Source organism: Rossellomorea vietnamensis NBRC 101237 (assembly GCF_001591825.1).
Classification (GTDB): domain Bacteria; phylum Bacillota; class Bacilli; order Bacillales; family Bacillaceae_B; genus Rossellomorea; species Rossellomorea vietnamensis.
This window is the reverse complement of sequence record NZ_BCVQ01000018.1, coordinates 45,751-67,672: the sequence shown is the minus strand read 5'-3', so window position 1 is coordinate 67,672 and position 21,922 is coordinate 45,751. Positions and strand designations below refer to the sequence as shown.

Genomic DNA, 21,922 nt, shown 5'->3' with positions numbered 1-21,922 from the left:
TTCATATTTTTCAGAATAAGGGTATAATAAAATGAATCATCATTCATTTTTCATTTACTAAAAGGAGGATCCAATTTGAAACATTTTACATACATTGAAGATATAGAAACATGGCAACAAGAATTTTCATTTTCAATCCATATAAAGGTCCGGTTTTCTGAGACTGATATGTTTGGACATATGAATAACACCGTTCCATTTACGTATTTTGAAGAAGCCAGGATCGAATATTTAAAGCACATTGGATTTATGCAAAACTGGGTGAAACCCGAGCATGATACGATCCCTGTCGTTGCAGATTTACAATGTGATTTTGTAAAACAAGTATTCTTCGACGAGACGTTGAAGGTATATGTGAAGGCAGATCGCGTTGGTCGTTCTTCAGTAGATTTACATTACATGGGTCTGAATGAAGAAGAACAGGTTTGCTTTACTGGTAGAGGAACCATGGTGCAAATATCGAAGGAAACTGGAAAAGGTGTCCCTTGGACGGAAGAAATGAAGTCTAAGCTCCATAGCGAAAAGGTGGTCTCGAGCCCGGTTTAGGACGTGAAAGAAACCGCTGCCTATTTTTCATTTAACTTCCTTCTCTATGTCACTCTAAACCCTACCTTCACATATGATATTCTGACGACCAACAATACCCATCCCCGCGGTTTAAAGCTGGCGAAGGCAAGGAGGGTTACCATAATTGAAGGACAATGATTTTACACACAAACCGTTGCTCACCAAAAGAGAAAAAGAAGTATTCGAACTGTTGGTTCAAGACAAAACAACTAAAGAAATTGCTAGTGATCTATTTATTAGCGAGAAAACAGTTCGAAATCATATTTCCAACGCCATGCAAAAGCTTGGAGTGAAGGGGCGATCTCAAGCTGTTGTAGAGCTTCTTCGCATGGGGGAACTCAAGCTTTAAATGTAAGGGACTGATTCTGATGCCGAACAATTAACGGGTTTCTATACATGATACCTATTAATGTTTGAATGAGAGTCAGTCTCTTTTAGTTCTGTTCCTTCCGAGAACTTGTCTTGAATTTTTTCGTGAAAAAGGTGAAAATGCTAGTAAGGGGAATCAATGCTTGACCTATAATAGATAAAGAAGCTAAAACGGGAAGGCTGATGCGTTCCGGTTATTCATAAGGAATAAATGCCCGGTTTCTGAATGTAAAAGGAGAGAAATAATGACGAATTCTAAAGAGCAAACCATTGAAGATATACAAGTTGTGGCAGATATCGAGAAAGACCTTCGATACATATCATCGATCATTAAGCAAAAAGGAAGAGAGATATTAAGTCAGTATACCATCACGCCTCCACAGTTCATTGCGCTGCAATGGTTATTCGAATATGGGGATATGACAATCGGAGATCTTTCAAATAAAATGTACCTTGCCTGCAGTACGACGACGGATCTTGTTGATCGAATGGAGAAAAACCAGTTAGTCGAGCGGGTCAAGGATGAGAATGATCGTCGCGTCGTACGTATTCATATGTTAAAAGAGGGCGAAAGAATTATTGAAGAAGTGATCAAGAAAAGACAGAATTACTTACAGAGTGCCTTAACGGACTTCTCTGCCCAGGAAGTGCTATTATTAAAAGATCATTTAGCAAAACTCCATCAAGAAATTAAACCAGAATGAGGGAATAACGTGATTCAACCAATCGGCATCATTGATTCTGGGGTAGGGGGGCTCACTGTCGCTAGAGAAGTGATGCGTCAGCTGCCGAAAGAGACCATATATTACTTAGGTGATACAGCCCGTTGCCCCTACGGACCCAGATCAGCTCAAGAAGTAAAAGCGTTCACGTGGGAAATGACTCAATATCTCATGCAATATGATATCAAAATGCTGATCATTGCCTGCAATACTGCCACTGCGGTGGTACTGGATGAAATACAGACCCATTTGGATATACCGGTGATTGGGGTCATTCATCCTGGGGCCCGGGCAGCGATCAAGCATACTTATAATAAGAGGATCGGTGTCCTTGGAACCGTGGGGACGGTCAATAGCGGCGCCTATGAGGATGCCCTTCACTCCCTTCACGGAAGTCTGGACGTCACGTCCCTTGCCTGCCCGAAATTTGTTCCGCTTGTGGAAAGTGGAGAGTATGACAGCTCTATGGCGACTGATATAGTAAGGGAGACGCTCCATCCTCTTAAAGAGTCGGGGATCGATACGTTGATCCTGGGATGTACCCATTATCCGTTGCTTCAGCCGAAGATACAGGCGTATATGGGCCCTGAGATCAGTGTCATAAGTTCCGGGGACGAAACCGCCCGGGAAGTCAGTACGATCCTTGATTATTATAATCTCCTGTACAGGGGAGTCCTGCAGCCTGAACACCGCTTTTTCAACACAGGGTCTTCGGCGATTTTTTCACGGATTGCATCCGATTGGCTGACAGTCGGAGAAGTAACAGCAGAAACCATTCGATTACAAGACTAGAATCTTGTGGTCGGGTGGTTTTTTTATTTTGTTGTTTTTATTGTGAAAAGTTTCGGTCTATTTTGTGGAGGGGGCTCGTATATATGTTAGTACAAACTGTCTTTTAGGAGGTTTCCCAATGGCAAAAAAAGCAAAGGTGTCAATTGCTGTAACGGTTTTAGCTTCTTCTGTATATCTTTCCGGTTGTGGATTACTCAGTTTCGGTGATGACAAGGAGAAGATCGATCCTCCTCAAGACTTATCCTACTTGAAAGAAGGGGAGAAAGTCGATACCGCCAAGAAAGAGGATTCAGATAAAAAGGTGAGCAAAGAAGAAGCGGGTGCTGAGACCGTCATGACGGAATTGTATTTAATCGATAAAAACGGCTATGTCGTTTCCCAGTCGATCCCTCTTCCAAATCAGGAAAGCGTGGCCAAACAAGCAGTTGAATACTTAGTGAAAAATGGTCCTGTCGAAAACATCCTGCCAAACGGATTCAGGGCTGTATTGCCGGCAGATACACAAGTGACGGTCGATATTAAAGACGGAAAGGCGATTGCCGATTTTTCTCCGGAATTCAATAATTATCAGCCTGAAGATGAACAGAAGATCCTGCAGTCCGTGACATGGACATTGACTCAGTTCGATTCGGTTGAGAAAGTCGAACTACGGGTTAACGGGTATCCATTAACGGAGATGCCGGTGAATGGTACGCCGATCGACGAAAATGGATTAACGAGAAAAGTCGGGATCAATGTGGATACGTCAGGCGTTGTAGATCCGACGAGCACCAAACCTCTTACAGTATATTATGTAGCCCAGTCCGATGATAAGACCTATTATGTTCCTGTGACGAAACGCGTCAGTTCCAAATCCGCGGATGAAGTCAAGGCAGTGGTGAATGAACTGATCGAAGGACCGGGTTATTCTTCTTCCCTGGCAAGTGACTTTACGGGAGCGAAGCTGTTGGATGATCCAAAGCTTGAGGATGGAACCGTGACGCTGAACTTCAATGAAGCGGTGTACGGAAGCCTTGAAGAAAAAATGGTTTCTGAGCATATGCTGAATTCCCTCGTTCTCTCCTTGACTGAGCAAAAGGGCATCAAAGGGGTCTCAGTACTCGTGAATGGTGAAGCGACCACCGTCTCAAAAGATGGGGAAACGGTGACTGAACCGGTAACAAGACCAGAAAATGTGAATGCAATTAGTTTTTAAATCGCGATTTTTTGATATACTATGAATAGAATCACCTGATAAGAGGTTGGCAGATTGCCGCCTCTTCTATTTTTGATTAGACCATTTTTTACATAACGTACGAACAAACAGGAGGGAATTATATGAGAACAGACGGCAGAGAAAAGAATCAATTGCGTCCTATCGAAATCGAGACAGGATACGTCAAGCATCCGGAAGGTTCTGTATTGATAACGGTTGGTGAAACGAAGGTCATTTGTAACGCCAGTATCGAAGAGCGCGTGCCTCCGTTTATGAGGAACAGTGGAAAAGGGTGGATCACGGCGGAATATTCCATGCTTCCGAGAGCGACGGAAACGAGAAATATCCGTGAATCGTCTAAAGGGAAAATCTCAGGGAGGACGATGGAAATTCAACGTCTGATTGGACGTGCCCTGCGTGCGGTCGTTGATTTGGATGCGTTGGGAGAGCGTACGATCTGGATCGATTGTGATGTCATTCAAGCAGATGGCGGGACAAGAACGGCTTCCATTACCGGGGCATTCGTTGCTATGGCAATCGCCCTTGCCAAACTTCAGGACAGTAAAAAGATTTCTTCATTCCCACTCAAGAGCTTTCTGGCAGCGACAAGTGTCGGGATTGTGGAAGAACACGGAGCGGTCCTTGATTTGAATTATATTGAAGATAGCAGCGCATTGGTGGATATGAACATCATCATGACGGGTGAGGGTGAATTTGTGGAGCTACAGGGAACCGGTGAAGAAGCCACCTTTACAATGGATCAACTGCATCAATTACTGAAGCTTGGTCAAGAAGGCATTCATGAATTATTCCAAATCCAGCAGCAATCATTAGGTGATATCGTAAAAAGATTTCAATAAAGGGATGAGAGAGTCGATGACAAAACGAGTGATCATAGCCACAAAGAACAGGGGAAAAGCAAAAGAATTCCAACATATGTTTGCGCCTTACGGGTATGAGGTACAAACATTACTAGACCTTCCTCATATTGAGGATGTGGAAGAAACAGGCGTAACCTTTGAAGAGAATGCGATTCTAAAAGCGGAAACCGTAGCCAGTGAATTAGGGGCACTTGTGATTGCCGATGATTCAGGGCTTGCCATCGATGCCCTTGAAGGTCGTCCAGGCGTGTATTCCGCGCGCTATGCAGGGGAAGAAAAAAGCGACGAAGCGAATATGGCGAAAGTATTAGAGGAGCTTGAGTCAGTGGAAGAATCCGACCGAACGGCCCGTTTCCACTGTGTGTTGGCCATTGCCGGCCCTGACATGGAAACGAAGACGGTGACAGGAAGTTGTGAAGGGATGATCCTGCGTGAAAAGAGGGGGACGAACGGGTTCGGCTACGATCCGATCTTCTTCGTGCCTTCCCTCGGAAAGACCATGGCCGAATTGACACAAGATGAAAAGAGTCAGATCAGTCATCGCGGTCACGCACTAGAAAAGCTAGGAAATATGATTTCAGACTTAGTTTAAAGGGTGAATCTGAATGAGATTATTAGTTGTAAGTGACAGTCACGGATCCAAGGATGAATTGTTGGATCTCTCAGAGAAGTACAAGTCGAGTGTAGACGCCATGATCCACTGTGGTGACTCGGAGTTGAGCGCAGATGATCCTGCTTTGTCATCGTATCTCATTGTCCGGGGGAACTGTGACATGGATGCACGACTGCCTGACGACTTGGTAGAGAAGGTAGACGGCCACACCATCATGGTGACGCACGGGCATCACTATGGAATCAAGATGTCATTGATGAAACTCCGATACAGAGCGGAAGAGGTCGGGGCGCAGTTTGTGTTCTTTGGTCACTCCCACACTCTGGGGGCAGAATGGATTAACGGTACATTATTCCTGAACCCTGGAAGCATCCTGCTGCCACGGGGGAGAAGCGAGCGTACCTACGCATTGGTAGATACGGAAGATCAAGAAATCAACGTTACATTTCTGACCCACGATCATGTGGTGCTGGATGAACTGACGCAAACATTCAGCTTGTAAAATGTAGTGTGGGAACCCGTCACGTTCGGGTTCCCATCTTGTTTTAAGGTATAAAAAGCAAAGTTGAAAAATAAAATAAATCTTTTTTCGAAAATCTGTTGACTTATTTATGCTATGTGAATATAATAAATATTGTCCTTGAAAAACAAATAACGAAACACACACACGTCCCAGTAGCTCAGCTGGATAGAGCAACGCCCTTCTAAGGCGTCGGTCGGGAGTTCGAATCTCTCCTGGGACGCCATAATGATTACATACGAACCTTGAGATCAGGGTTTTGACTAACAAGGGGTACTGACACAGTAACTGTGAGGTATCTCTTTTTTTATCCGATACATGGTCTGATGTGTCAGCTTACTATATTGAATGTGTCCCAGTAGCTCAGCAGGATAGAGCAACAGTTTCCTAAACTGTAGGTCGGGAGTTCGAATCTCTTCTGGGACGCCATAAACCCTACATACGCAAAGCTTACCCCTATGAGGTAGGCTTTTTTTGTTATCCAAATGATATCGTGCTAAACTAATACAAACTAAACAGTATAGGCGGGTACGTTTTATGAATAAGGGAAACCAAGAAGGAAAAGGAAAGATCGTACAGTTCCCAGGATTGAAGGACCGGCTGCTGGAAAAAGGGGTGCAGGCCCTGGAAAAAGGGGAAGTCCATGAATCCTCCCAGCTCCTCGCACAAGCCTATGAATTGGAACCGGATAATCCGGACATCAATACAGCACTCGTATTATCACTCTATGAAAGCAAACGATACGATCAGGCCGGATCTATATGTAAAGAGATGCTCCTCGAAGGAATCGGTGACTATTTCGAGGTCGTGGATATGTACTTAATGATTCTTATACAGCTTCACAAGCACAGTGAAGTGATCGATACAATCAATGCCCTTTTTGATGAAAGGGAAGTACCCTTTGAAAAGGAAGAACACTTCAGGAAGCTGCTTCATTTCAGTGAAAAGGTAGTGAACGGGAAAGCGGCTGTTCCTGAGAAGGAAGTACAGAATGAAGATCAACCGTCAATCTTGACGGGAAAAAGCCTCGAGGAACAGACGTTGATCGTGGCACAGCTCGTTCATCGTAATATTCACCCGTTCATCGGGGAACTGCAGGGGGTTTTACAGGATCCCGATGCCCATCCATTTTTACAAACAATGATATTAAATGTTTTAAAAGAGCATGGAATGGATAAAGAAGTAGTTGTGGTGAAGCTAGGGATGGAAGAGCGGGTTCATCCCGCAGCGTTGGAAGACGTTTTCGAGTCGGATTTCTTCACAGGGGTCACGCATGCCCTGGATGAGCTTCTGGCACAAACGAATCCCACTCTATTTCAGCACGCTCAGGAATTACTGAAACGTCACGCCTTTCTGCTCTATCCTTTTACACTTAAAGAAGAAACGGAAGAAATCGCTGCGGTATATGCATATTACACCGCCGGGATGTTTGCCGATACAATCCTTGAAGAAGAGTTGAAAGAGCGGGTTGAAAACAGTCAAGCGAAAGGGATTTTATCAAGGCTTACGGAACTAGAGGAAATTTCCTCTCCGAATATTTAAACCCCCTCTGTTGAAAGACAGTGGCTGTATGTTATAATGTAATGGTTGTAATGTAAAAGTTTTTCATATATTTACGATGATAGTGCTAGATTCACACGGGACTATCTACTACTATGCGTAAAAAAATTAAGATCAACTATAGATTTGTTGGAGGGAACAGTATGTCTGCAAAATGGGAAAAGCAAGAAGGAAACCAAGGAGTACTTACAATTGAAGTAGAAGCTGCAAAAGTAAACGAAGGTTTGGACGCAGCATTCAAAAAAGTTGTGAAACAAGTGAACGTACCAGGATTCCGTAAAGGGAAAATGCCTCGCGGAATGTTCGAAAAACGTTTTGGTGTAGAATCACTTTACCAAGATGCATTAGATTTCATCTTACCTGAAGCATATGCAAAAGCAATCGAAGAAACAGGAATCGATCCAATCGACCGTCCTGAAATCGATGTCGAGCAAATGGAAAAAGGAAAAGACCTGATCTTCACTGCTAAAGTACAAGTGAAACCAGAAGTGAAACTTGGCGAATACAAAGGTCTTGAAGTTGAAAAAATGGAAACAGAAGTAACAGCTGAGGACGTTGAAGCAGAACTTACTTCACTTCAAGAAAAACAAGCTGAGCTTGCTGTCAAAGAAGATGGGAAAGCTGAAGAAGGCGACACAGTGACAATGGATTTCGAAGGATTCGTTGACGGTGAAGCATTCGAAGGCGGCCAAGCTGAAAACTACTCACTTGAATTAGGTTCTGGTCAGTTCATCCCAGGATTCGAAGAGCAACTGGTTGGTGTTGCAGCTGGAGAAGAGAAAGAAGTAGAAGTAAACTTCCCTGAGGAATACCATGCAGCTGAACTTGCTGGCAAGCCTGCTACATTCAAAGTAAAAGTTCACGAAATCAAAGCGAAAGAACTTCCGGCACTTGATGATGAGTTCGCAAAAGACGCTGACGAAGAAGTTGAAACGCTTGCTGAACTAAAAGAAAAAATCGAAAAGCGCCTTCAAGAGTCTAAAAAGAACGAAGCTGAAACAGCGGTTCGTGAAACTCTTGTAAATAAAGCTTCTGACAACGCTGAAGTTGAAATCCCAGAAGTAATGGTAACAGCTGAAGTGGACCGCATGATGCAGGAATTCGGTCAACGCCTTCAAATGCAAGGTATGAACCTTGACCTTTACTTCCAATTCTCTGGTCAAACAGAAGAAGATCTTCGCGGTCAAATGACAGAAGACGCTGGGAAACGCGTTCGCACAAACTTAACACTTGAAGCAATCGCAGCAGCGGAAAACCTTGAAGTGACAGACGAAGAAGCAGAAGAAGAAGTAAACAAAATGGCTGAACAATACAACATGTCTGCTGACAACATCAAACAAGCACTAGGCGGCCTTGACACACTAAAAGCTGACCTTAAAGTTCGTAAAGCAGTAGAATTCCTTGTTGAAAACAGTAAAACTGTAGCATAATAAAAATAGCAAACAAGGCGCGAATCATTCGTGCCTTGTTTTGTACAATGAAGTAAAGAAACTCCATGGTTTTGGCTCATTCGTGAGAAACGGATGTTTCACACGCTTTTCAAGCTTTGCTGAAAAGTAGCCATCATCATCAAAAGCGAAAGAGCAAACGGGTTTGCTCCATCGCTTTTGATGATGATGGCGTAAATGAGCCAAAACCACCATTACACTAAGCTTCATTCCAATATTTTTTACAAGCTCAAGATTTTGCTCCAGGCGTTTTTTGTTTCTGTGGCAAAATGAGCCAAAATACTATACTCTGTTGATTAAGAAACTTTCTCCATCAATTAAGAATAAGAACCACTATTTTTGGAAAAAGCTTATGAGACGGGGTTGCATTACTTTTCACCATGAACATACATAATCAGATTCCTTACATCACCTGACTTCAATTGGACAAAATAAACATTGGCAATGTAAAAGATTTGCTAAAATGCACAATACATAATAAGATGATTCTTAAGAATCGTATCAATTTCTTTACGAACATATAATATGATAAAATGCAGTACATAACTTTAGGTAATAGGGATGTAAGGAATCGTTCGTTTGATGAAACAGAGCACGATTTTATGAAGTTTTAACGAAGGGGTGAAAATCATTGTTTAAATTTAATGATGAAAAAGGGCAATTAAAATGTTCTTTTTGCGGAAAAACTCAAGATCAAGTTCGTAAACTAGTCGCTGGACCAGGTGTGTATATTTGTGATGAGTGCATCGAGCTTTGCACAGAAATCGTAGAAGAAGAGTTGGGTACGGAAGAAGAAGTAGAATTTAAAGACGTACCGAAACCACGTGAAATCCGTGAAATTCTCGACGAATACGTCATCGGACAGGACCAGGCGAAGAAATCACTTGCAGTAGCGGTTTATAACCATTACAAACGTATCAACTCCAGCAGTAAAGTCGATGACGTTGAATTGTCTAAGAGTAATATTGCCATGATTGGACCGACTGGTAGCGGGAAAAACCTCCTGGCCCAAACTCTGGCTCGTATTCTTAACGTTCCTTTCGCCATCGCAGACGCCACTTCTTTAACAGAAGCCGGTTACGTTGGGGAAGATGTAGAGAATATTCTATTGAAACTGATCCAGGCAGCTGACTACGATGTGGAAAAAGCTGAAAAAGGGATCATCTACATCGATGAAATCGATAAAGTAGCAAGAAAATCCGAAAATCCATCCATCACGAGAGATGTATCCGGTGAAGGGGTGCAACAAGCCCTATTGAAAATTCTTGAAGGTACGGTAGCAAGCGTTCCACCACAAGGCGGACGCAAGCATCCTCACCAGGAATTCATTCAGATCGATACGTCCAATGTCCTATTCATTTGTGGTGGAGCATTCGACGGAATTGAACAAATCATCAAGCGCCGTTTAGGTCAAAAGGTCATCGGATTTGGTTCTGATCCTAAAAACGCTGATGTGAAAGAGGATAAATCCCTACTTTCTAAAGTTGTTCCTGAAGACTTATTGAGATTCGGATTGATCCCGGAATTCATCGGTCGTTTACCGGTCATTTCAAGCCTTGAGCCTCTTGATGAAGAAGCACTGGTTGAAATCCTGACTAAACCTAAAAACGCATTGGTAAAACAATACCAAAAAATGCTTGAACTGGATGATGTCGAGCTTGAGTTCACAGAAGATGCCCTGCTTGAAATCTCTAAAAAAGCAATTGAGCGTAAAACAGGTGCACGTGGACTGCGTTCCATCATCGAAACCATGATGCTCGATGTGATGTTCGATCTTCCTTCACGTGATGATATTAAAAAATGTATCATTACGAAAGAGACGATCCTTGAAGATGCAGCTCCTCACTTAATGCTTGAGGATGGCACCATGATCGATCCGAACGAAGAAAAGACATCAGCTTAATAGCTTAACGTAAAGCCGGGAATGATCCTTCATTCCCGGCTTTTTTTACGACTGAAGTGATAGAAAGGAGATGGGACGGTTGGACAATAAGAAAACCAAGGTGGCCATTAGCTGGAGTGGCGGGAAAGACGGGTGTCTGGCTTTGTATCGTACTTTAAAAGCCGGCAAAAAAGTAGAGTGTCTTGTTTCTATGGTTTCAGAAAAATATGAACGGAATCATGCTCACGGTCTCAGATTGGATATTCTCGAGCATCAGGCAAAAGCCTTGGGTATTCCGCTGGTACTTGTGAATTCCGGAGATGATTATGAGCGTTCCCTCATCGGGGCATTATCAGATTTAAAGCAGGATAGGGGTGTGGATGAAATCGTCTTTGGAAGCTTATATGCAGAAGAAGATCGAAAGTGGAATGAAGAAGTGGCAATGAAAGCGGGTTTGAATCCCTCATTTCCCGTATGGATATCGGAGGGAGAAAGCAGTCGATTACTGAAAGAATTCATCACACTAGGATTCTCTTCAGTCATATGCAGGGCTTCAGACAAAGTATTCGATCCATCATGGGCCGGCAGAATGCTCGATTGGGAATTTTATGAGGACATTCACAACAAGCAAGACTGCTGCGTCATGGGAGAAGCGGGTGAATACCACACCTTCGTCCTGAACGGTCCAATCTTCTCAAAAAAAATTCACCTAGTAAAATCAGGAGTAGTCTTAAACTCAGGACTCTGGTCTTTGGATATAGAAGATTGTCAATTATTAGAGAAAAAAGGTGGAATTGACTGTATTAGTTAATGAAATATCCCTTTTTGAACCATCTCATCACCGAATTTTTTTGTTTATTCCCACAAGGTCAAGGAGATACTAACCGATAACAACTTGTATCTACTTGGAGGGAGACGAATGAGCTTTACAAGCATCGCTTTATTCATCCAATTATTCTTCGGAATCATCATTGGATTGTACTTCTGGAATTTGTTGAAAAACCAGCGAACGCAAAAAGTTTCCATTGACCGTGAATCAAAAAAGGAGATGGAAGAACTCCGAAAGATGAGGTCCATTTCACTGACTGAACCCCTTGCCGAAAAAGTAAGACCCTCAAGCTTTGAAGATATTGTCGGACAGGAAGATGGCATCAAAGCATTAAAAGCAGCGATATGCAGTCCGAATCCACAGCATGTCATCATTTACGGACCTCCCGGTGTCGGAAAAACGGCAGCAGCCCGTTTGGTACTGGAAGAAGCAAAGAAAAATATGAAATCCCCATTCAGATCTTCTGCCGTTTTTGTTGAATTGGATGCCACCACGGCACGATTCGATGAACGGGGGATTGCCGATCCGCTGATTGGTTCAGTCCATGATCCCATCTATCAAGGGGCAGGAGCCATGGGACAAGCCGGGATCCCGCAGCCGAAACAAGGGGCTGTGACGAATGCCCATGGAGGCGTATTGTTCATTGATGAAATCGGGGAATTGCACCCCATTCAATTGAATAAGCTCTTAAAAGTGTTAGAAGATCGCAGGGTGTTCCTTGAGAGTGCCTATTACAATGAAGAAAATCATCAAATTCCCACCCATATACATGATATTTTCAAAAACGGCCTTCCGGCTGATTTCCGCTTGATCGGTGCCACGACCCGTACACCGAATGAATTGCCTCCGGCGATCCGCTCTAGATGCATGGAAGTTTTCTTCAGGGAGCTTGAGCATGATGAAGTGAAGAAGGTAGCGGCAGGAGCCGTTGAGAAAGTAGAAATGACGATCAGTGACAAAGGTCTCGAGACCCTCGCATCTTATGCACGTAACGGACGTGAAGCAGTCAATATGGTTCAGATAGCCGCCGGGGTTGCCATCACAGAAAATAGAAAAGAAATTTATGATCATGAGCTCGAATGGATCATTCAATCCAGTCAGCTTTCCCCCCGCTATCAGAAAAAAATCAATGAAGAGGCAACGATTGGTCTGGTCAATGGGTTAGCCGTGACAGGACCGAATACGGGTTCTCTACTTGAAATTGAAGTCAATGTGATTCCGGCAGTTGATAAGGGCACCATCAATGTGACGGGAATCGTGGAAGAAGAGAGCATCGGTGATCGGAGTAAATCCATCAGAAGAAAAAGTATGGCGAAAGGATCGATCGAAAATGTGATCACCGTCCTTCGTTCCATGGGAGTACCTGCCGATCAGTATGATATCCATGTGAACTTTCCAGGCGGGGTGCCGGTCGACGGTCCTTCTGCAGGGATTGCCATGGCTCTTGGGATCTATTCGGCCATTTACCGGATTCCCATCAAGCATACGATTGCCGTCACAGGTGAAATCAGTATACATGGATCTGTTAAGCCTGTCGGTGGGGTATATCCTAAGGTGAAAGGTGCGAAGCTAGCCGGTGCGACCGTGGCCATCATTCCTTACGACAACCAACAGGCGATGTTAAAAGAGATAGAAGGAATCGAAGTGGTCCCGGTCAAACAGCTCAAGGAAGTTCTTGATCTCGCCTTGATGAAGGATCACGTATCGTCACCCGATCTCGCACCTGAACAAAATAAGAAAAGTGTATAGACTGTTGACCGATTCGGGTCTATCCGAATCGGTTTGTTTTTGAATGGGGAGAGCAGGAATAAGAGCAGCATGCCTTGAATAAAGTTGTAAATACCTATTTAATAGACACTCCCTAGTAAATAAGTTAGAATTGTACAAAGACTAGAGAAGCATAATTCGGAGGTGTTATATGTGGCAAAACAAAATAATTTAACGGTTCCCCTCCTTCCATTAAGAGGCTTACTCGTGTATCCAACAATGGTCTTGCATTTAGATGTTGGACGTGAGCGCTCCGTTCAAGCTTTAGAAAAAGCGATGATGGATGATCATTTAATTTTCTTAACGACTCAAAGAGATATGAATATAGATGAGCCAACACAGGAAGATTTTTACGAAATGGGAACATTGACAAAGGTTAAGCAAATGCTTAAACTGCCAAACGGGACCATCAGGGTGTTGGTTGAGGGAATGAATCGGGCGTCCATCACTTCATTCACTGAGCAAAAAGATTTCTACGAAGTTACGGTGAAGGAATTTCATGATTCTGAAGGGAAGGAATCGGAAACAGACGCCTTGATGAGGACGTTACTCAATTATTTCGAACAATACATAAAGCTATCAAAGAAAGTATCAGCCGAAACGTATTCAACCGTTTCAGATATTGAAGAACCGGGAAGGCTTGCGGATATCGTCGCATCCCATCTGCCCCTAAAGATGAAGGAAAAGCAAAACGTCCTGGAAACACTCGATATTAAAGAGCGGCTTCAAATGGTGATCGAAACGATCAACAATGAAAAAGAAGTGCTGAGCTTAGAGAAAAAAATCGGGCAGCGTGTCAAACGTTCGATGGAAAGAACCCAGAAAGAGTATTATCTTCGTGAGCAAATGAAAGCCATTCAAAAAGAGTTGGGTGACAAAGAAGGTAAATCGGGTGAAATTGAAGATTTAACTGCTAAAATCGAACAGGCCAATATGCCTGAAGAAGTGGAACTTACGGCATTAAAGGAGCTCGCACGCTATGAGAAGGTGCCTTCAAGTTCTGCTGAAAGCTCTGTGATCCGAAATTACATCGAGTGGCTTGTCTCTTTACCATGGTCCACGGAAACAGAAGATCAATTGGACATCAAGCGTTCTGAACAGATATTAAACCGGGATCATTACGGTCTTGAAAAGGTCAAGGAAAGGGTTCTTGAATATCTTGCCGTTCAGCAGCTGACTCAATCCCTGAAAGGACCCATTCTGTGTTTGGCCGGACCTCCAGGTGTCGGGAAAACGAGCTTGGCCCGTTCCGTGGCTGAATCACTGGGGCGGAATTTTGTACGCATCTCCCTTGGAGGCGTCCGTGATGAATCCGAAATCAGGGGGCACAGACGTACGTATGTAGGCGCCATGCCCGGCAGGATCATACGCGGGATGAAAAAGGCAGGTACGATCAATCCTGTGTTCCTTCTCGATGAAATCGATAAAATGTCCAGTGATTTCAGGGGAGATCCTTCTTCTGCAATGCTTGAGGTACTGGATCCCGAACAAAATTCTAACTTCAGTGATCACTATATTGAAGAGACGTACGACTTATCAAAAGTGATGTTCATCGCAACGGCCAATGACCTATCCACCATACCGGGACCACTCCGGGACAGGATGGAAATCATTACGATTGCCGGTTATACGGAGCTTGAAAAGTTAAACATTGCGAAGCATCATTTACTGGAAAAGCAAATCAAAGATCATGGTTTGACCAAATCCAAGCTTCAGGTGAGAGATGAAGCGATCGTTGATATCGTCCGCTATTATACCAGGGAAGCCGGTGTAAGGAGCCTGGAGCGTCAGCTGGCTGCTCTCTGCAGAAAAACGGCGAAGATCATCGTTTCAGGTGATAAGAAGAGAGTCGTGATCACGTCAAGCAATATAGAAGAGTTCCTCGGAAAGAGGAAATTCCGTTACGGCCAGGCAGAAATAGAAAATCAGATCGGTGTATCTACCGGTCTTGCCTATACGACGGTCGGCGGGGATACCCTTCAAATCGAAGTATCCCTTGCACCGGGTAAAGGGAAGCTTGTCCTGACCGGGAAACTGGGAGACGTCATGAAGGAGTCTGCTCAAACAGCCTTCAGCTACGTACGTTCGAAGGCGGGGGAACTTGGGATCGATGAGAATTTCCACGAGAAACACGATATTCATATCCACGTTCCCGAAGGAGCAGTCCCGAAAGACGGGCCTTCAGCCGGGATCACGATCACGACGGCACTCGTATCTGCCCTGACAGGGAAATACGTGAACCGTGAAGTGGGGATGACAGGAGAAATGACCCTGAGAGGAAGAGTCCTTCCAATCGGCGGAGTGAAAGAAAAAACATTAAGTGCTCATCGTGCCGGAATTAAAACGATTATCCTTCCGAAAGATAATGAAAAGGATATAGATGATATTCCTGAAAGTGTGAGGGGAGAATTAACGTTCATCCTTGTATCCCACATCGATGAAGTCTTAGAGAAAGCATTAGTAGGTGAAAAGAAGTGAAAGTAAATCAAGTTGAGCTAGTCATCAGTGCGGTCAGGCCTGAACAATATCCTGGCGATATCCTTCCTGAGTTTGCCTTAGCGGGGCGCTCGAACGTAGGGAAATCCTCATTCATCAATAAAATGATCGGCAGGAAGAGCATGGCGAGGATTTCATCCAAGCCTGGTAAAACCCAGACGCTGAACTTTTATAAAATAGAAGAAACCCTCTATTATGTAGATGTTCCCGGTTACGGTTTTGCCAAAGTATCCAAAACGGAGCGGGAAGCTTGGGGAAAGATGATTGAAACCTACATCACTTCCCGTGAGCAGCTAAGGGCGGTCATCCTGATCGTGGACCTTCGTCACGCCCCGACCAAAGATGACGTGATGATGTATGATTTCCTCAAGCATCACGGGCTTCCATGTATCGTCATTGCCACCAAAGCGGACAAGATCCCGAAAGGCAAATGGCAGAAGCACCTGAAAGTCACAAGAGAAACCCTGAACATGGACAGCGAAGACGATCTTATCTTGTTCTCTTCTGAAACAGGCCTTGGAAAAGACAAAGCCTGGGACGCCATCAAATCGTATTATAAATGATCTTGTAAAGAACCGATTTCCATTTATGGAGGTCGGTTCTTTTTTTTTTGAAAAGTAGTCATAAAGAAGGTCTACCGAAGTCCGTATAAGGTTTTTTGGCCTATAGGACGAAAGGATATGAAAGGAAATGAAAGGATAGGGACGCATATGTATCCATATCAAAGCTGAATGGGGTTCATCCACCAAAATGGATAATTATAAGCTGTGGAAGCTATATTTGAATTTTGAGAATTTTCTCTTTTGTTGATAAAATTATGAAAGATTAAAAATATTACAAGCTACATAAGGGGGACTCTAGACAGTGAAGAATTTGAAAAGCCTGGTCTTATTAGTACTTGCTGCACTTCTTCTATCCGCTTGCGGAGACAAAGCTACTACAGAGAGTGGTGCGAAGTTAGTGGAGGAAGGCAAATTCGTTTATGCAGCTTCCGGTGAATTCAAGCCATTCAGTGTGACGAATGACGATGGAACCATGTCAGGTTTCGATATTGAAGTGGCAGAAGCCGTTGCGAAAGAAATGGGTCTTGAACCCGAGCAGAAGAAATTTAAATTTGCAGGAATTGTAGAAGGGGTCAAATCCGGACGTTTCGACGCGGCAGTCGCCAGTCATACGATCACGGAAGATCGTTTGAAGGAAGTAGACTTCTCAACTCCTTATTATTATTCAGGTCCACAGATTTTCGTCCGTAAAGACAGTGATGTTGAAACCCTGGATGATTTGAAGGACAAAGAAATTGCTGTATCAAAGGGATCGACGTACTCAGATACTGCAAAGGAAGTAACGGATAAAATTCAGGCATATGATAGTGACGTTGTGGCACTTGAAGCGTTAAACAAAGGAAAACATGATGCCGTCATCACAGACTTCATTACAGGTAAAGAAGCGATTGCTTCAGGCCTTAACATCGAAGCACGTGAACTGATCGGACGCAGTGAGCAGGCGATTGCCGTCAGTAAAGATAATGAAAAGCTATTGAAAGAAGTCAATCAAGCTCTTGAAGCATTAAGAGAAGACGGTACACTGAAGAAAATCAGTGAAAAATATTTCAAAACAGATATTACATCAGATCCCGAGAAAGAGTAAGAGCAGCATGACACAGAGCGAATGTGCTTCTATGCGCATTCGCTTTTTGTCTTAAAGTGGAAAAAATCGAACGGAGGGAAGTCCATGCACTTTTTAGAAACCTTTGCAGGTACATATGATGTTTTTCTGAAAGGGATGCTGTTAACATTCCAGTTAACCTTTGTTTCTGTCCTGATTGCGATTGTGATCGGTCTGTTTTTCGCTTTCCTAAAGATTTCAGGGATCAAGCCTTTGTCCCTGATTGCGGATTTATACATTTTTGTTGTAAGGGGTACACCATTAATCGTTCAAATCTTCATTTTCTATTTCGGTTTGACCTCATTGAATATTTCAGGCTTCTGGTCGGTCGTCATGGGTCTTGCTTTCCATAACGGGGCTTATATCGCAGAGATCTTCCGGGGAGCCATTCAGTCCATCGACAAAGGGCAAATGGAAGCCGGGCGTTCCCTTGGGATGTCCCTTGGATTGTCCATGAGAAGGATCATCCTTCCTCAGGCATTCAGGCGTGCCCTGCCGCCCCTGGGTAATCAATTCATCATTGCATTAAAGGATTCATCCCTTGCTTCATTCATCGGGATGTTCGAATTGTTCAGCGTGGCAACGACACTCGGATCGAATAATTTTGATTATATGACCTATTTGCTCGTCGTAGCAATCTATTACCTGGTTCTTGTTTTACTATTCTCAACGATTGTCAATGTAATTGAAAAACGTATGTCCATCAGTGATTAAGAATGACGCAGGAGGGATGAGTATGAGTCAGGAAATGATTAAAGTAGAGAAACTAAATAAATCCTTTGGTGATTTGCACGTATTAAAGGACATTGATATAAGCGTAAGGGAAAGTGACGTGGTTTGTCTTATTGGGGCCAGTGGATCTGGGAAGAGTACACTGCTTCGCTGCTTGAACTTCCTTGAGCTGAAAGATAATGGGAAGGTTGTCATCGAAGGCGATGAAGTCAACCAGGATACCCATGATTTGAATAAAATCCGTCAAAAGGTAGGGATGGTGTTCCAGCATTTCTATCTATTCCCCCACAAGACCGTATTGGAAAATGTGATGGAGGCACCGGTCTACGTAAAGGGTGTCTCTAAGGCGGAAGCAAGGAAGGATGCCAAAGAACTGTTAAAGAAGGTCGGGCTTGGGGATAAAGAAGATGTCTACCCGTCCAAGCTTTCCGGGGGACAGAAGCAGCGTGTCGCCATCGCCAGGGCACTTGCGATGAAGCCGGATATCATGCTGTTCGATGAGCCCACCTCTGCACTTGATCCGGAATTGGTCGGTGAGGTACTCGCTACCATGAAGGAGCTTGCTTTAGAAGGGATGACGATGGTCGTCGTGACACATGAAATGGGATTTGCCCGTGAAGTGGCCGACTGGGTCGTCTATATGCATGATGGACGCATCGTCGAAGTGGGACCCCCTCAGGAATTATTCCATTCTCCAAAAGAACAGAGGACGAGAGAATTTTTGGACTCGGTTCTCTAATAAATGAAAAAAAGCCCGGATGCGATTCCGGGCTTTTTCACGTTTTGCCTACTTTTTTCTTACAAATAATAAATAGACACCGATACCGATAATGATAATGGGCCAGAATTCCCACGCGCTTCCCACGCTTCCTTCAATGAAACCGAACCATCGCACCACTTTATCAGAGAATAGGAGAATGATAGAGAGTGTCAGAAAGAGCACTCCTTGAAATAAGCCGGCGCGTGTCTTCTGATATCTGAGAAGAAAACCGAGGGCGATGATGAGGATGAAGGTCCCCATATGATCCGGCCAAATGTCAAGCTTGTTGACCACATGGAAATGCAGGCCGAATCCGACCAGGATCGTACCGGGAAGGATGGCTTCATAATCCCTTCCCCCGTATCCCTGACCGAGAAACGCGAGTCCGACAATGATAAGCAAAGTGGGCCACGTGAAAAATTCCTGAAATAATACAATGTTCGCTTGTTGTAAGTAAAAGTAAGCTCCAAAGCCAATTAAGATGATTCCGGGGAATATTCGCTGCTGTTTCATTCTTTTCCTCCTGAAAATTAGTGAAATTTCGGTTTTAATTCCTATTTTTTAAGGGAAAATGACACATAATATGAAAAATCGATCCCTTTGTTCCGATGAATCGTGAGAAAGCTTTCCATTACTTGATTCTTTAGGCTTGTTTTGGTACCCTACATTAGTAGGCAAATGTCGAAATATAAAAGATTTAAGAAGAATTGAAAATGCTTTCAAGCTTCTTTCTTTCTTCTACTTAAATGTAATGATGAAAGTGATGTTTCGCAAGTCCCGGAAGAATCATTCGATTCTACCCCCTTAACTGTAGCACAGGTTTCAATTTCTGTTCACATTTCAGGGCCAGAGGACTTATTTGGACATGTTATAATAACAGTAATGATTTTACTTGGGGGTGTAGTGCATAGCATGTATACAATAGTCGTTGGTTTAAATTATAAAACGGCCCCTGTAGAGATTCGTGAGCGTTTATCTTTCAATGAAACTGATCTTCCTTTAGCCATGAAAACCCTAAAGGAAAAGAAAAGCATCCTTGAAAATGTGATTGTTTCTACATGTAATAGAACGGAAGTTTATGCGGTAGTGGATCAGATTCATACAGGTCGTTATTATATTAAAGAATTTTTATCTCAATGGTTTGATATAGATAAAGAGGAGTTCACGCCTTATCTGTTCATTTATGAACAAGAAGGAGCTGTCGAACACCTGTTTAAGGTTGCCTGTGGATTGAACTCCATGGTCCTCGGGGAAACCCAGATCCTTGGTCAAATCCGTTCAAGCTTCCTGAATGCCCAGGAGTCGGGAGCGACGGGTACCGTATTTAATCATCTGTTCAAGCAGGCGGTGACGGTTGCGAAAAAGGGTCACTCAGAAACAGAGATTGGTTCCAATGCGGTATCAGTCAGCTATGCAGCCGTTGAATTGGCTAAAAAGGTATTCGGCAGCCTGGAGGGTAAGCATGTCCTCATCCTTGGTGCAGGGAAGATGGGGGAACTTGCCATCAAGAATCTTCATGGCAGTGGAGCCACCAAGGTGACCGTGATCAACCGTACGTATGAAAAGGCCCAAACCCTGGCAGAGCGTTTCAGCGGTAATGCGAAAACGATGCAGGAGCTTCAATGCGCCCTTGTAGAAGCGGATATCATGATCAGTTCTACAGGAGCAAAGGATTTTGTCATCACGAAAGAAATGATGTCCCATGTGGAAAGCATGAGGAAGGGCCGTCCCCTATTCATGGTGGACATTGCCGTACCGAGGGATTTAGACCCGGCGATCGGCCAGCTCGAGAGCGTATTCCTTTATGATATCGATGATCTGGAAGGCATCGTCCAGGCAAATCTTGCTGAACGCAAAAAGGCGGCTGAGCAAATTGAAATCATGATTGAAGCGGAAATCGTTGCGTTTAAAGAATGGTTGAATATGCTCGGTGTGGTTCCGGTCATCTCTGCCCTTAGGCAGAAGGCGCTCTCCATCCAGGCAGAAACGATGGAAAGCATCGAACGTAAAATGCCTGATTTAACCGATCGTGAACGCAAAGTATTGAATAAGCACACGAAGAGCATCATCAACCAGTTATTAAAAGATCCGATCCTCCAGGCAAAGGAATTTGCCGGGCTGCCGGATGCTGAAGATAAGCTGGATTTATTCATCAACATTTTTAACATTGAACAAGAAGTGATAGAGCAGAAACAAGTGAAAGCAGCCAACGAAAAGACTGAGAGCGATCATAGCTTTACACCACAACCCTCTTTTCAAGCATAAGTGAGGTTAATGTCGATGTTTGAACAAACGATGACTAGGCTGCACGAACTTATGATTGTTCTGTATGCTATTAGTATTCTCTTTTATTTTATAGATTTCTTAAACAAAAACCGGAAGGCGAACCTGTTTGCCTTCTGGTTACTTGCGATTGTTTGGGTCCTTCAAACAATCTTTTTATTTCTTTACATGATGAATACAGGCAGGTTTCCGGTCCTCACCATCTTTGAGGGACTTTATTTTTATGCCTGGGTGCTCATCACATTGTCCCTGATTATCAACCGATTGCTAAGGGTGGATTTCACCGTCTTCTTTACAAATGTACTCGGTTTCATCATCATGGCAATCCATACATTTGCGCCCGTTCAGGTCGAGTCCCAGGCAATGGCAGAACAGATGGTATCGGAGTTACTGCTGATTCACATTACGATGGCCATCCTGTCATATGGGGCCTTCAGTCTTTCCTTTGTGTTTTCCCTTCTTTATCTCCTCCAGTTTAAATTATTGAAGGAGAAAAAATGGGGGCAGAGGTTATGGAGAATCAGTGATTTGTCCAAGCTTGAGAAGATATCTTATATCTCTAATTCCATCGGGGTGGCGATGCTTCTGTTGAGCCTGATATTGGGGCTGCAATGGGCATACATCAAGCTCCCGGAATTTCTATGGTATGATCCAAAGATCGTGGGATCATTCATTCTATTAATTTTATATAGCATGTATTTATACCTTCGCATTAAAAAGAATGTCTTTGGTAAATCATTAGCGTTTCTTAATGTTGCAGCCTTCTTGATTATATTAATCAACTTTTTCCTAGCTAGTCGGTTGTCTTCATTTCATTTCTGGTATTCATAAGTTTTCAGGA

Annotated in this window: 21 protein-coding genes and 2 tRNA genes; 22 read left to right on the top strand and 1 reads right to left on the bottom strand. The window is 43.6% G+C overall.

What is annotated here, in order from left to right; genetic code table 11:
* The first annotated feature begins 75 nt into the window (after positions 1–75).
* The 20 genes from BVI01S_RS11525 (at position 76) to BVI01S_RS11430 (ending at position 18,777) form a co-directional block, all read left to right on the top strand.
* Positions 76–546 (top strand): acyl-CoA thioesterase, encoded by a 471-nt coding sequence (locus tag BVI01S_RS11525; RefSeq protein ID WP_061810232.1) that lies wholly within the window; start codon positions 76–78, stop codon positions 544–546.
* Positions 547–691: 145 nt separating this feature from the next.
* A complete protein-coding gene (locus BVI01S_RS11520; protein ID WP_032087424.1) occupies positions 692–916 on the top strand; it encodes a helix-turn-helix domain-containing protein in 225 nt (74 codons plus the stop codon).
* 265 nt (positions 917–1,181) lie between these two features.
* The gene (locus BVI01S_RS11515) at positions 1,182–1,640 is read left to right on the top strand and encodes a MarR family winged helix-turn-helix transcriptional regulator (protein WP_061810231.1); all 459 of its coding nucleotides are present in this window, start codon (positions 1,182–1,184) and stop codon (positions 1,638–1,640) included.
* Between the two features lie 9 nt (positions 1,641–1,649).
* Positions 1,650–2,450 carry a glutamate racemase gene (racE, locus tag BVI01S_RS11510; RefSeq protein ID WP_034757113.1) on the top strand — a complete coding sequence of 267 codons (801 nt, stop codon included), beginning with the start codon at positions 1,650–1,652 and terminating at the stop codon, positions 2,448–2,450.
* A gap of 118 nt (positions 2,451–2,568) precedes the next feature.
* Positions 2,569–3,645, top strand: coding sequence for a GerMN domain-containing protein (locus BVI01S_RS11505; protein ID WP_034757117.1), 1,077 nt, complete (start codon positions 2,569–2,571; stop codon positions 3,643–3,645).
* A 122-nt stretch (positions 3,646–3,767) separates the two neighbouring features.
* Positions 3,768–4,505: a ribonuclease PH gene (rph, locus tag BVI01S_RS11500; protein WP_061810230.1), complete on the top strand. Its 738-nt coding sequence runs from the start codon at positions 3,768–3,770 to the stop codon at positions 4,503–4,505.
* Between the two features lie 16 nt (positions 4,506–4,521).
* Complete coding sequence (locus BVI01S_RS11495; protein WP_034757123.1) at positions 4,522–5,118, top strand: XTP/dITP diphosphatase; 597 nt, start codon at positions 4,522–4,524, stop codon at positions 5,116–5,118.
* Positions 5,119–5,131: 13 nt separating this feature from the next.
* Positions 5,132–5,641 (top strand): metallophosphoesterase, encoded by a 510-nt coding sequence (locus BVI01S_RS11490; RefSeq protein WP_061810229.1) that lies wholly within the window; start codon positions 5,132–5,134, stop codon positions 5,639–5,641.
* A 167-nt stretch (positions 5,642–5,808) separates the two neighbouring features.
* Positions 5,809–5,885, top strand: a tRNA-Arg gene (locus BVI01S_RS11485).
* 126 nt (positions 5,886–6,011) lie between these two features.
* A tRNA-Arg gene (locus tag BVI01S_RS11480) sits at positions 6,012–6,088 on the top strand.
* 108 nt (positions 6,089–6,196) lie between these two features.
* The gene (locus BVI01S_RS11475) at positions 6,197–7,201 is read left to right on the top strand and encodes a tetratricopeptide repeat protein (RefSeq protein WP_061810228.1); all 1,005 of its coding nucleotides are present in this window, start codon (positions 6,197–6,199) and stop codon (positions 7,199–7,201) included.
* Positions 7,202–7,362: 161 nt separating this feature from the next.
* Positions 7,363–8,649 (top strand): trigger factor, encoded by a 1,287-nt coding sequence (gene tig / locus BVI01S_RS11470; RefSeq protein WP_061810227.1) that lies wholly within the window; start codon positions 7,363–7,365, stop codon positions 8,647–8,649.
* 649 nt (positions 8,650–9,298) lie between these two features.
* Entirely contained in the window at positions 9,299–10,570 is a 1,272-nt protein-coding gene (clpX, locus tag BVI01S_RS11465) for an ATP-dependent protease ATP-binding subunit ClpX (RefSeq protein WP_061810226.1), read from the top strand.
* Positions 10,571–10,649: 79 nt separating this feature from the next.
* On the top strand, positions 10,650–11,360 hold the full coding sequence (locus tag BVI01S_RS11460; protein ID WP_061810225.1) for a Dph6-related ATP pyrophosphatase: 711 nt from the start codon (positions 10,650–10,652) through the stop codon (positions 11,358–11,360).
* 108 nt (positions 11,361–11,468) lie between these two features.
* Positions 11,469–13,127 carry an ATP-dependent protease LonB gene (lonB, locus tag BVI01S_RS11455; RefSeq protein WP_061810224.1) on the top strand — a complete coding sequence of 553 codons (1,659 nt, stop codon included), beginning with the start codon at positions 11,469–11,471 and terminating at the stop codon, positions 13,125–13,127.
* A gap of 171 nt (positions 13,128–13,298) precedes the next feature.
* Positions 13,299–15,623: an endopeptidase La gene (gene lon / locus BVI01S_RS11450; RefSeq protein ID WP_061810223.1), complete on the top strand. Its 2,325-nt coding sequence runs from the start codon at positions 13,299–13,301 to the stop codon at positions 15,621–15,623.
* Positions 15,620–16,204 carry a ribosome biogenesis GTP-binding protein YihA/YsxC gene (yihA, locus tag BVI01S_RS11445; protein ID WP_061810222.1) on the top strand — a complete coding sequence of 195 codons (585 nt, stop codon included), beginning with the start codon at positions 15,620–15,622 and terminating at the stop codon, positions 16,202–16,204. Before lon ends, yihA begins: the two co-directional genes overlap by 4 nt.
* Before the next feature lie 301 nt (positions 16,205–16,505).
* Entirely contained in the window at positions 16,506–17,288 is a 783-nt protein-coding gene (locus BVI01S_RS11440; RefSeq protein WP_051758187.1) for a transporter substrate-binding domain-containing protein, read from the top strand.
* Between the two features lie 84 nt (positions 17,289–17,372).
* Positions 17,373–18,020, top strand: coding sequence for an amino acid ABC transporter permease (locus tag BVI01S_RS11435; RefSeq protein WP_034757145.1), 648 nt, complete (start codon positions 17,373–17,375; stop codon positions 18,018–18,020).
* A gap of 22 nt (positions 18,021–18,042) precedes the next feature.
* Positions 18,043–18,777, top strand: coding sequence for an amino acid ABC transporter ATP-binding protein (locus BVI01S_RS11430; RefSeq protein ID WP_034757147.1), 735 nt, complete (start codon positions 18,043–18,045; stop codon positions 18,775–18,777).
* Between the two features lie 48 nt (positions 18,778–18,825).
* Here BVI01S_RS11430 and BVI01S_RS11425 read toward each other — a convergent pair whose 3' ends face one another.
* Complete coding sequence (locus BVI01S_RS11425) at positions 18,826–19,311, bottom strand: LiaI-LiaF-like domain-containing protein (RefSeq protein ID WP_061810221.1); 486 nt, start codon at positions 19,309–19,311, stop codon at positions 18,826–18,828.
* Positions 19,312–19,710: 399 nt separating this feature from the next.
* On the opposite strand from BVI01S_RS11425, the gene hemA reads away from it, so the two are divergent.
* Together hemA and ccsA are read left to right on the top strand one after the other, a co-directional pair.
* Entirely contained in the window at positions 19,711–21,063 is a 1,353-nt protein-coding gene (gene hemA / locus BVI01S_RS11420) for a glutamyl-tRNA reductase (protein ID WP_061810220.1), read from the top strand.
* A 15-nt stretch (positions 21,064–21,078) separates the two neighbouring features.
* Positions 21,079–21,912 (top strand): cytochrome c biogenesis protein, encoded by an 834-nt coding sequence (gene ccsA / locus BVI01S_RS11415; RefSeq protein ID WP_034757155.1) that lies wholly within the window; start codon positions 21,079–21,081, stop codon positions 21,910–21,912.
* Positions 21,913–21,922 lie beyond the last annotated feature (10 nt).

Coding starts and splice junctions, on each gene's coding strand:
- BVI01S_RS11515 (WP_061810231.1), top strand. CDS start 1,182: ATGACGAATTCTAAAGAGCAAACCATTGAAGATATACAAGTTGTGGCA.
- BVI01S_RS11505 (WP_034757117.1), top strand. CDS start 2,569: ATGGCAAAAAAAGCAAAGGTGTCAATTGCTGTAACGGTTTTAGCTTCT.
- rph (WP_061810230.1), top strand. CDS start 3,768: ATGAGAACAGACGGCAGAGAAAAGAATCAATTGCGTCCTATCGAAATC.
- BVI01S_RS11495 (WP_034757123.1), top strand. CDS start 4,522: ATGACAAAACGAGTGATCATAGCCACAAAGAACAGGGGAAAAGCAAAA.
- BVI01S_RS11490 (WP_061810229.1), top strand. CDS start 5,132: ATGAGATTATTAGTTGTAAGTGACAGTCACGGATCCAAGGATGAATTG.
- BVI01S_RS11475 (WP_061810228.1), top strand. CDS start 6,197: ATGAATAAGGGAAACCAAGAAGGAAAAGGAAAGATCGTACAGTTCCCA.
- tig (WP_061810227.1), top strand. CDS start 7,363: ATGTCTGCAAAATGGGAAAAGCAAGAAGGAAACCAAGGAGTACTTACA.
- lonB (WP_061810224.1), top strand. CDS start 11,469: ATGAGCTTTACAAGCATCGCTTTATTCATCCAATTATTCTTCGGAATC.
- BVI01S_RS11435 (WP_034757145.1), top strand. CDS start 17,373: ATGCACTTTTTAGAAACCTTTGCAGGTACATATGATGTTTTTCTGAAA.
- BVI01S_RS11430 (WP_034757147.1), top strand. CDS start 18,043: ATGAGTCAGGAAATGATTAAAGTAGAGAAACTAAATAAATCCTTTGGT.
- BVI01S_RS11425 (WP_061810221.1), bottom strand. CDS start 19,311: ATGAAACAGCAGCGAATATTCCCCGGAATCATCTTAATTGGCTTTGGA.
- hemA (WP_061810220.1), top strand. CDS start 19,711: ATGTATACAATAGTCGTTGGTTTAAATTATAAAACGGCCCCTGTAGAG.
- ccsA (WP_034757155.1), top strand. CDS start 21,079: ATGTTTGAACAAACGATGACTAGGCTGCACGAACTTATGATTGTTCTG.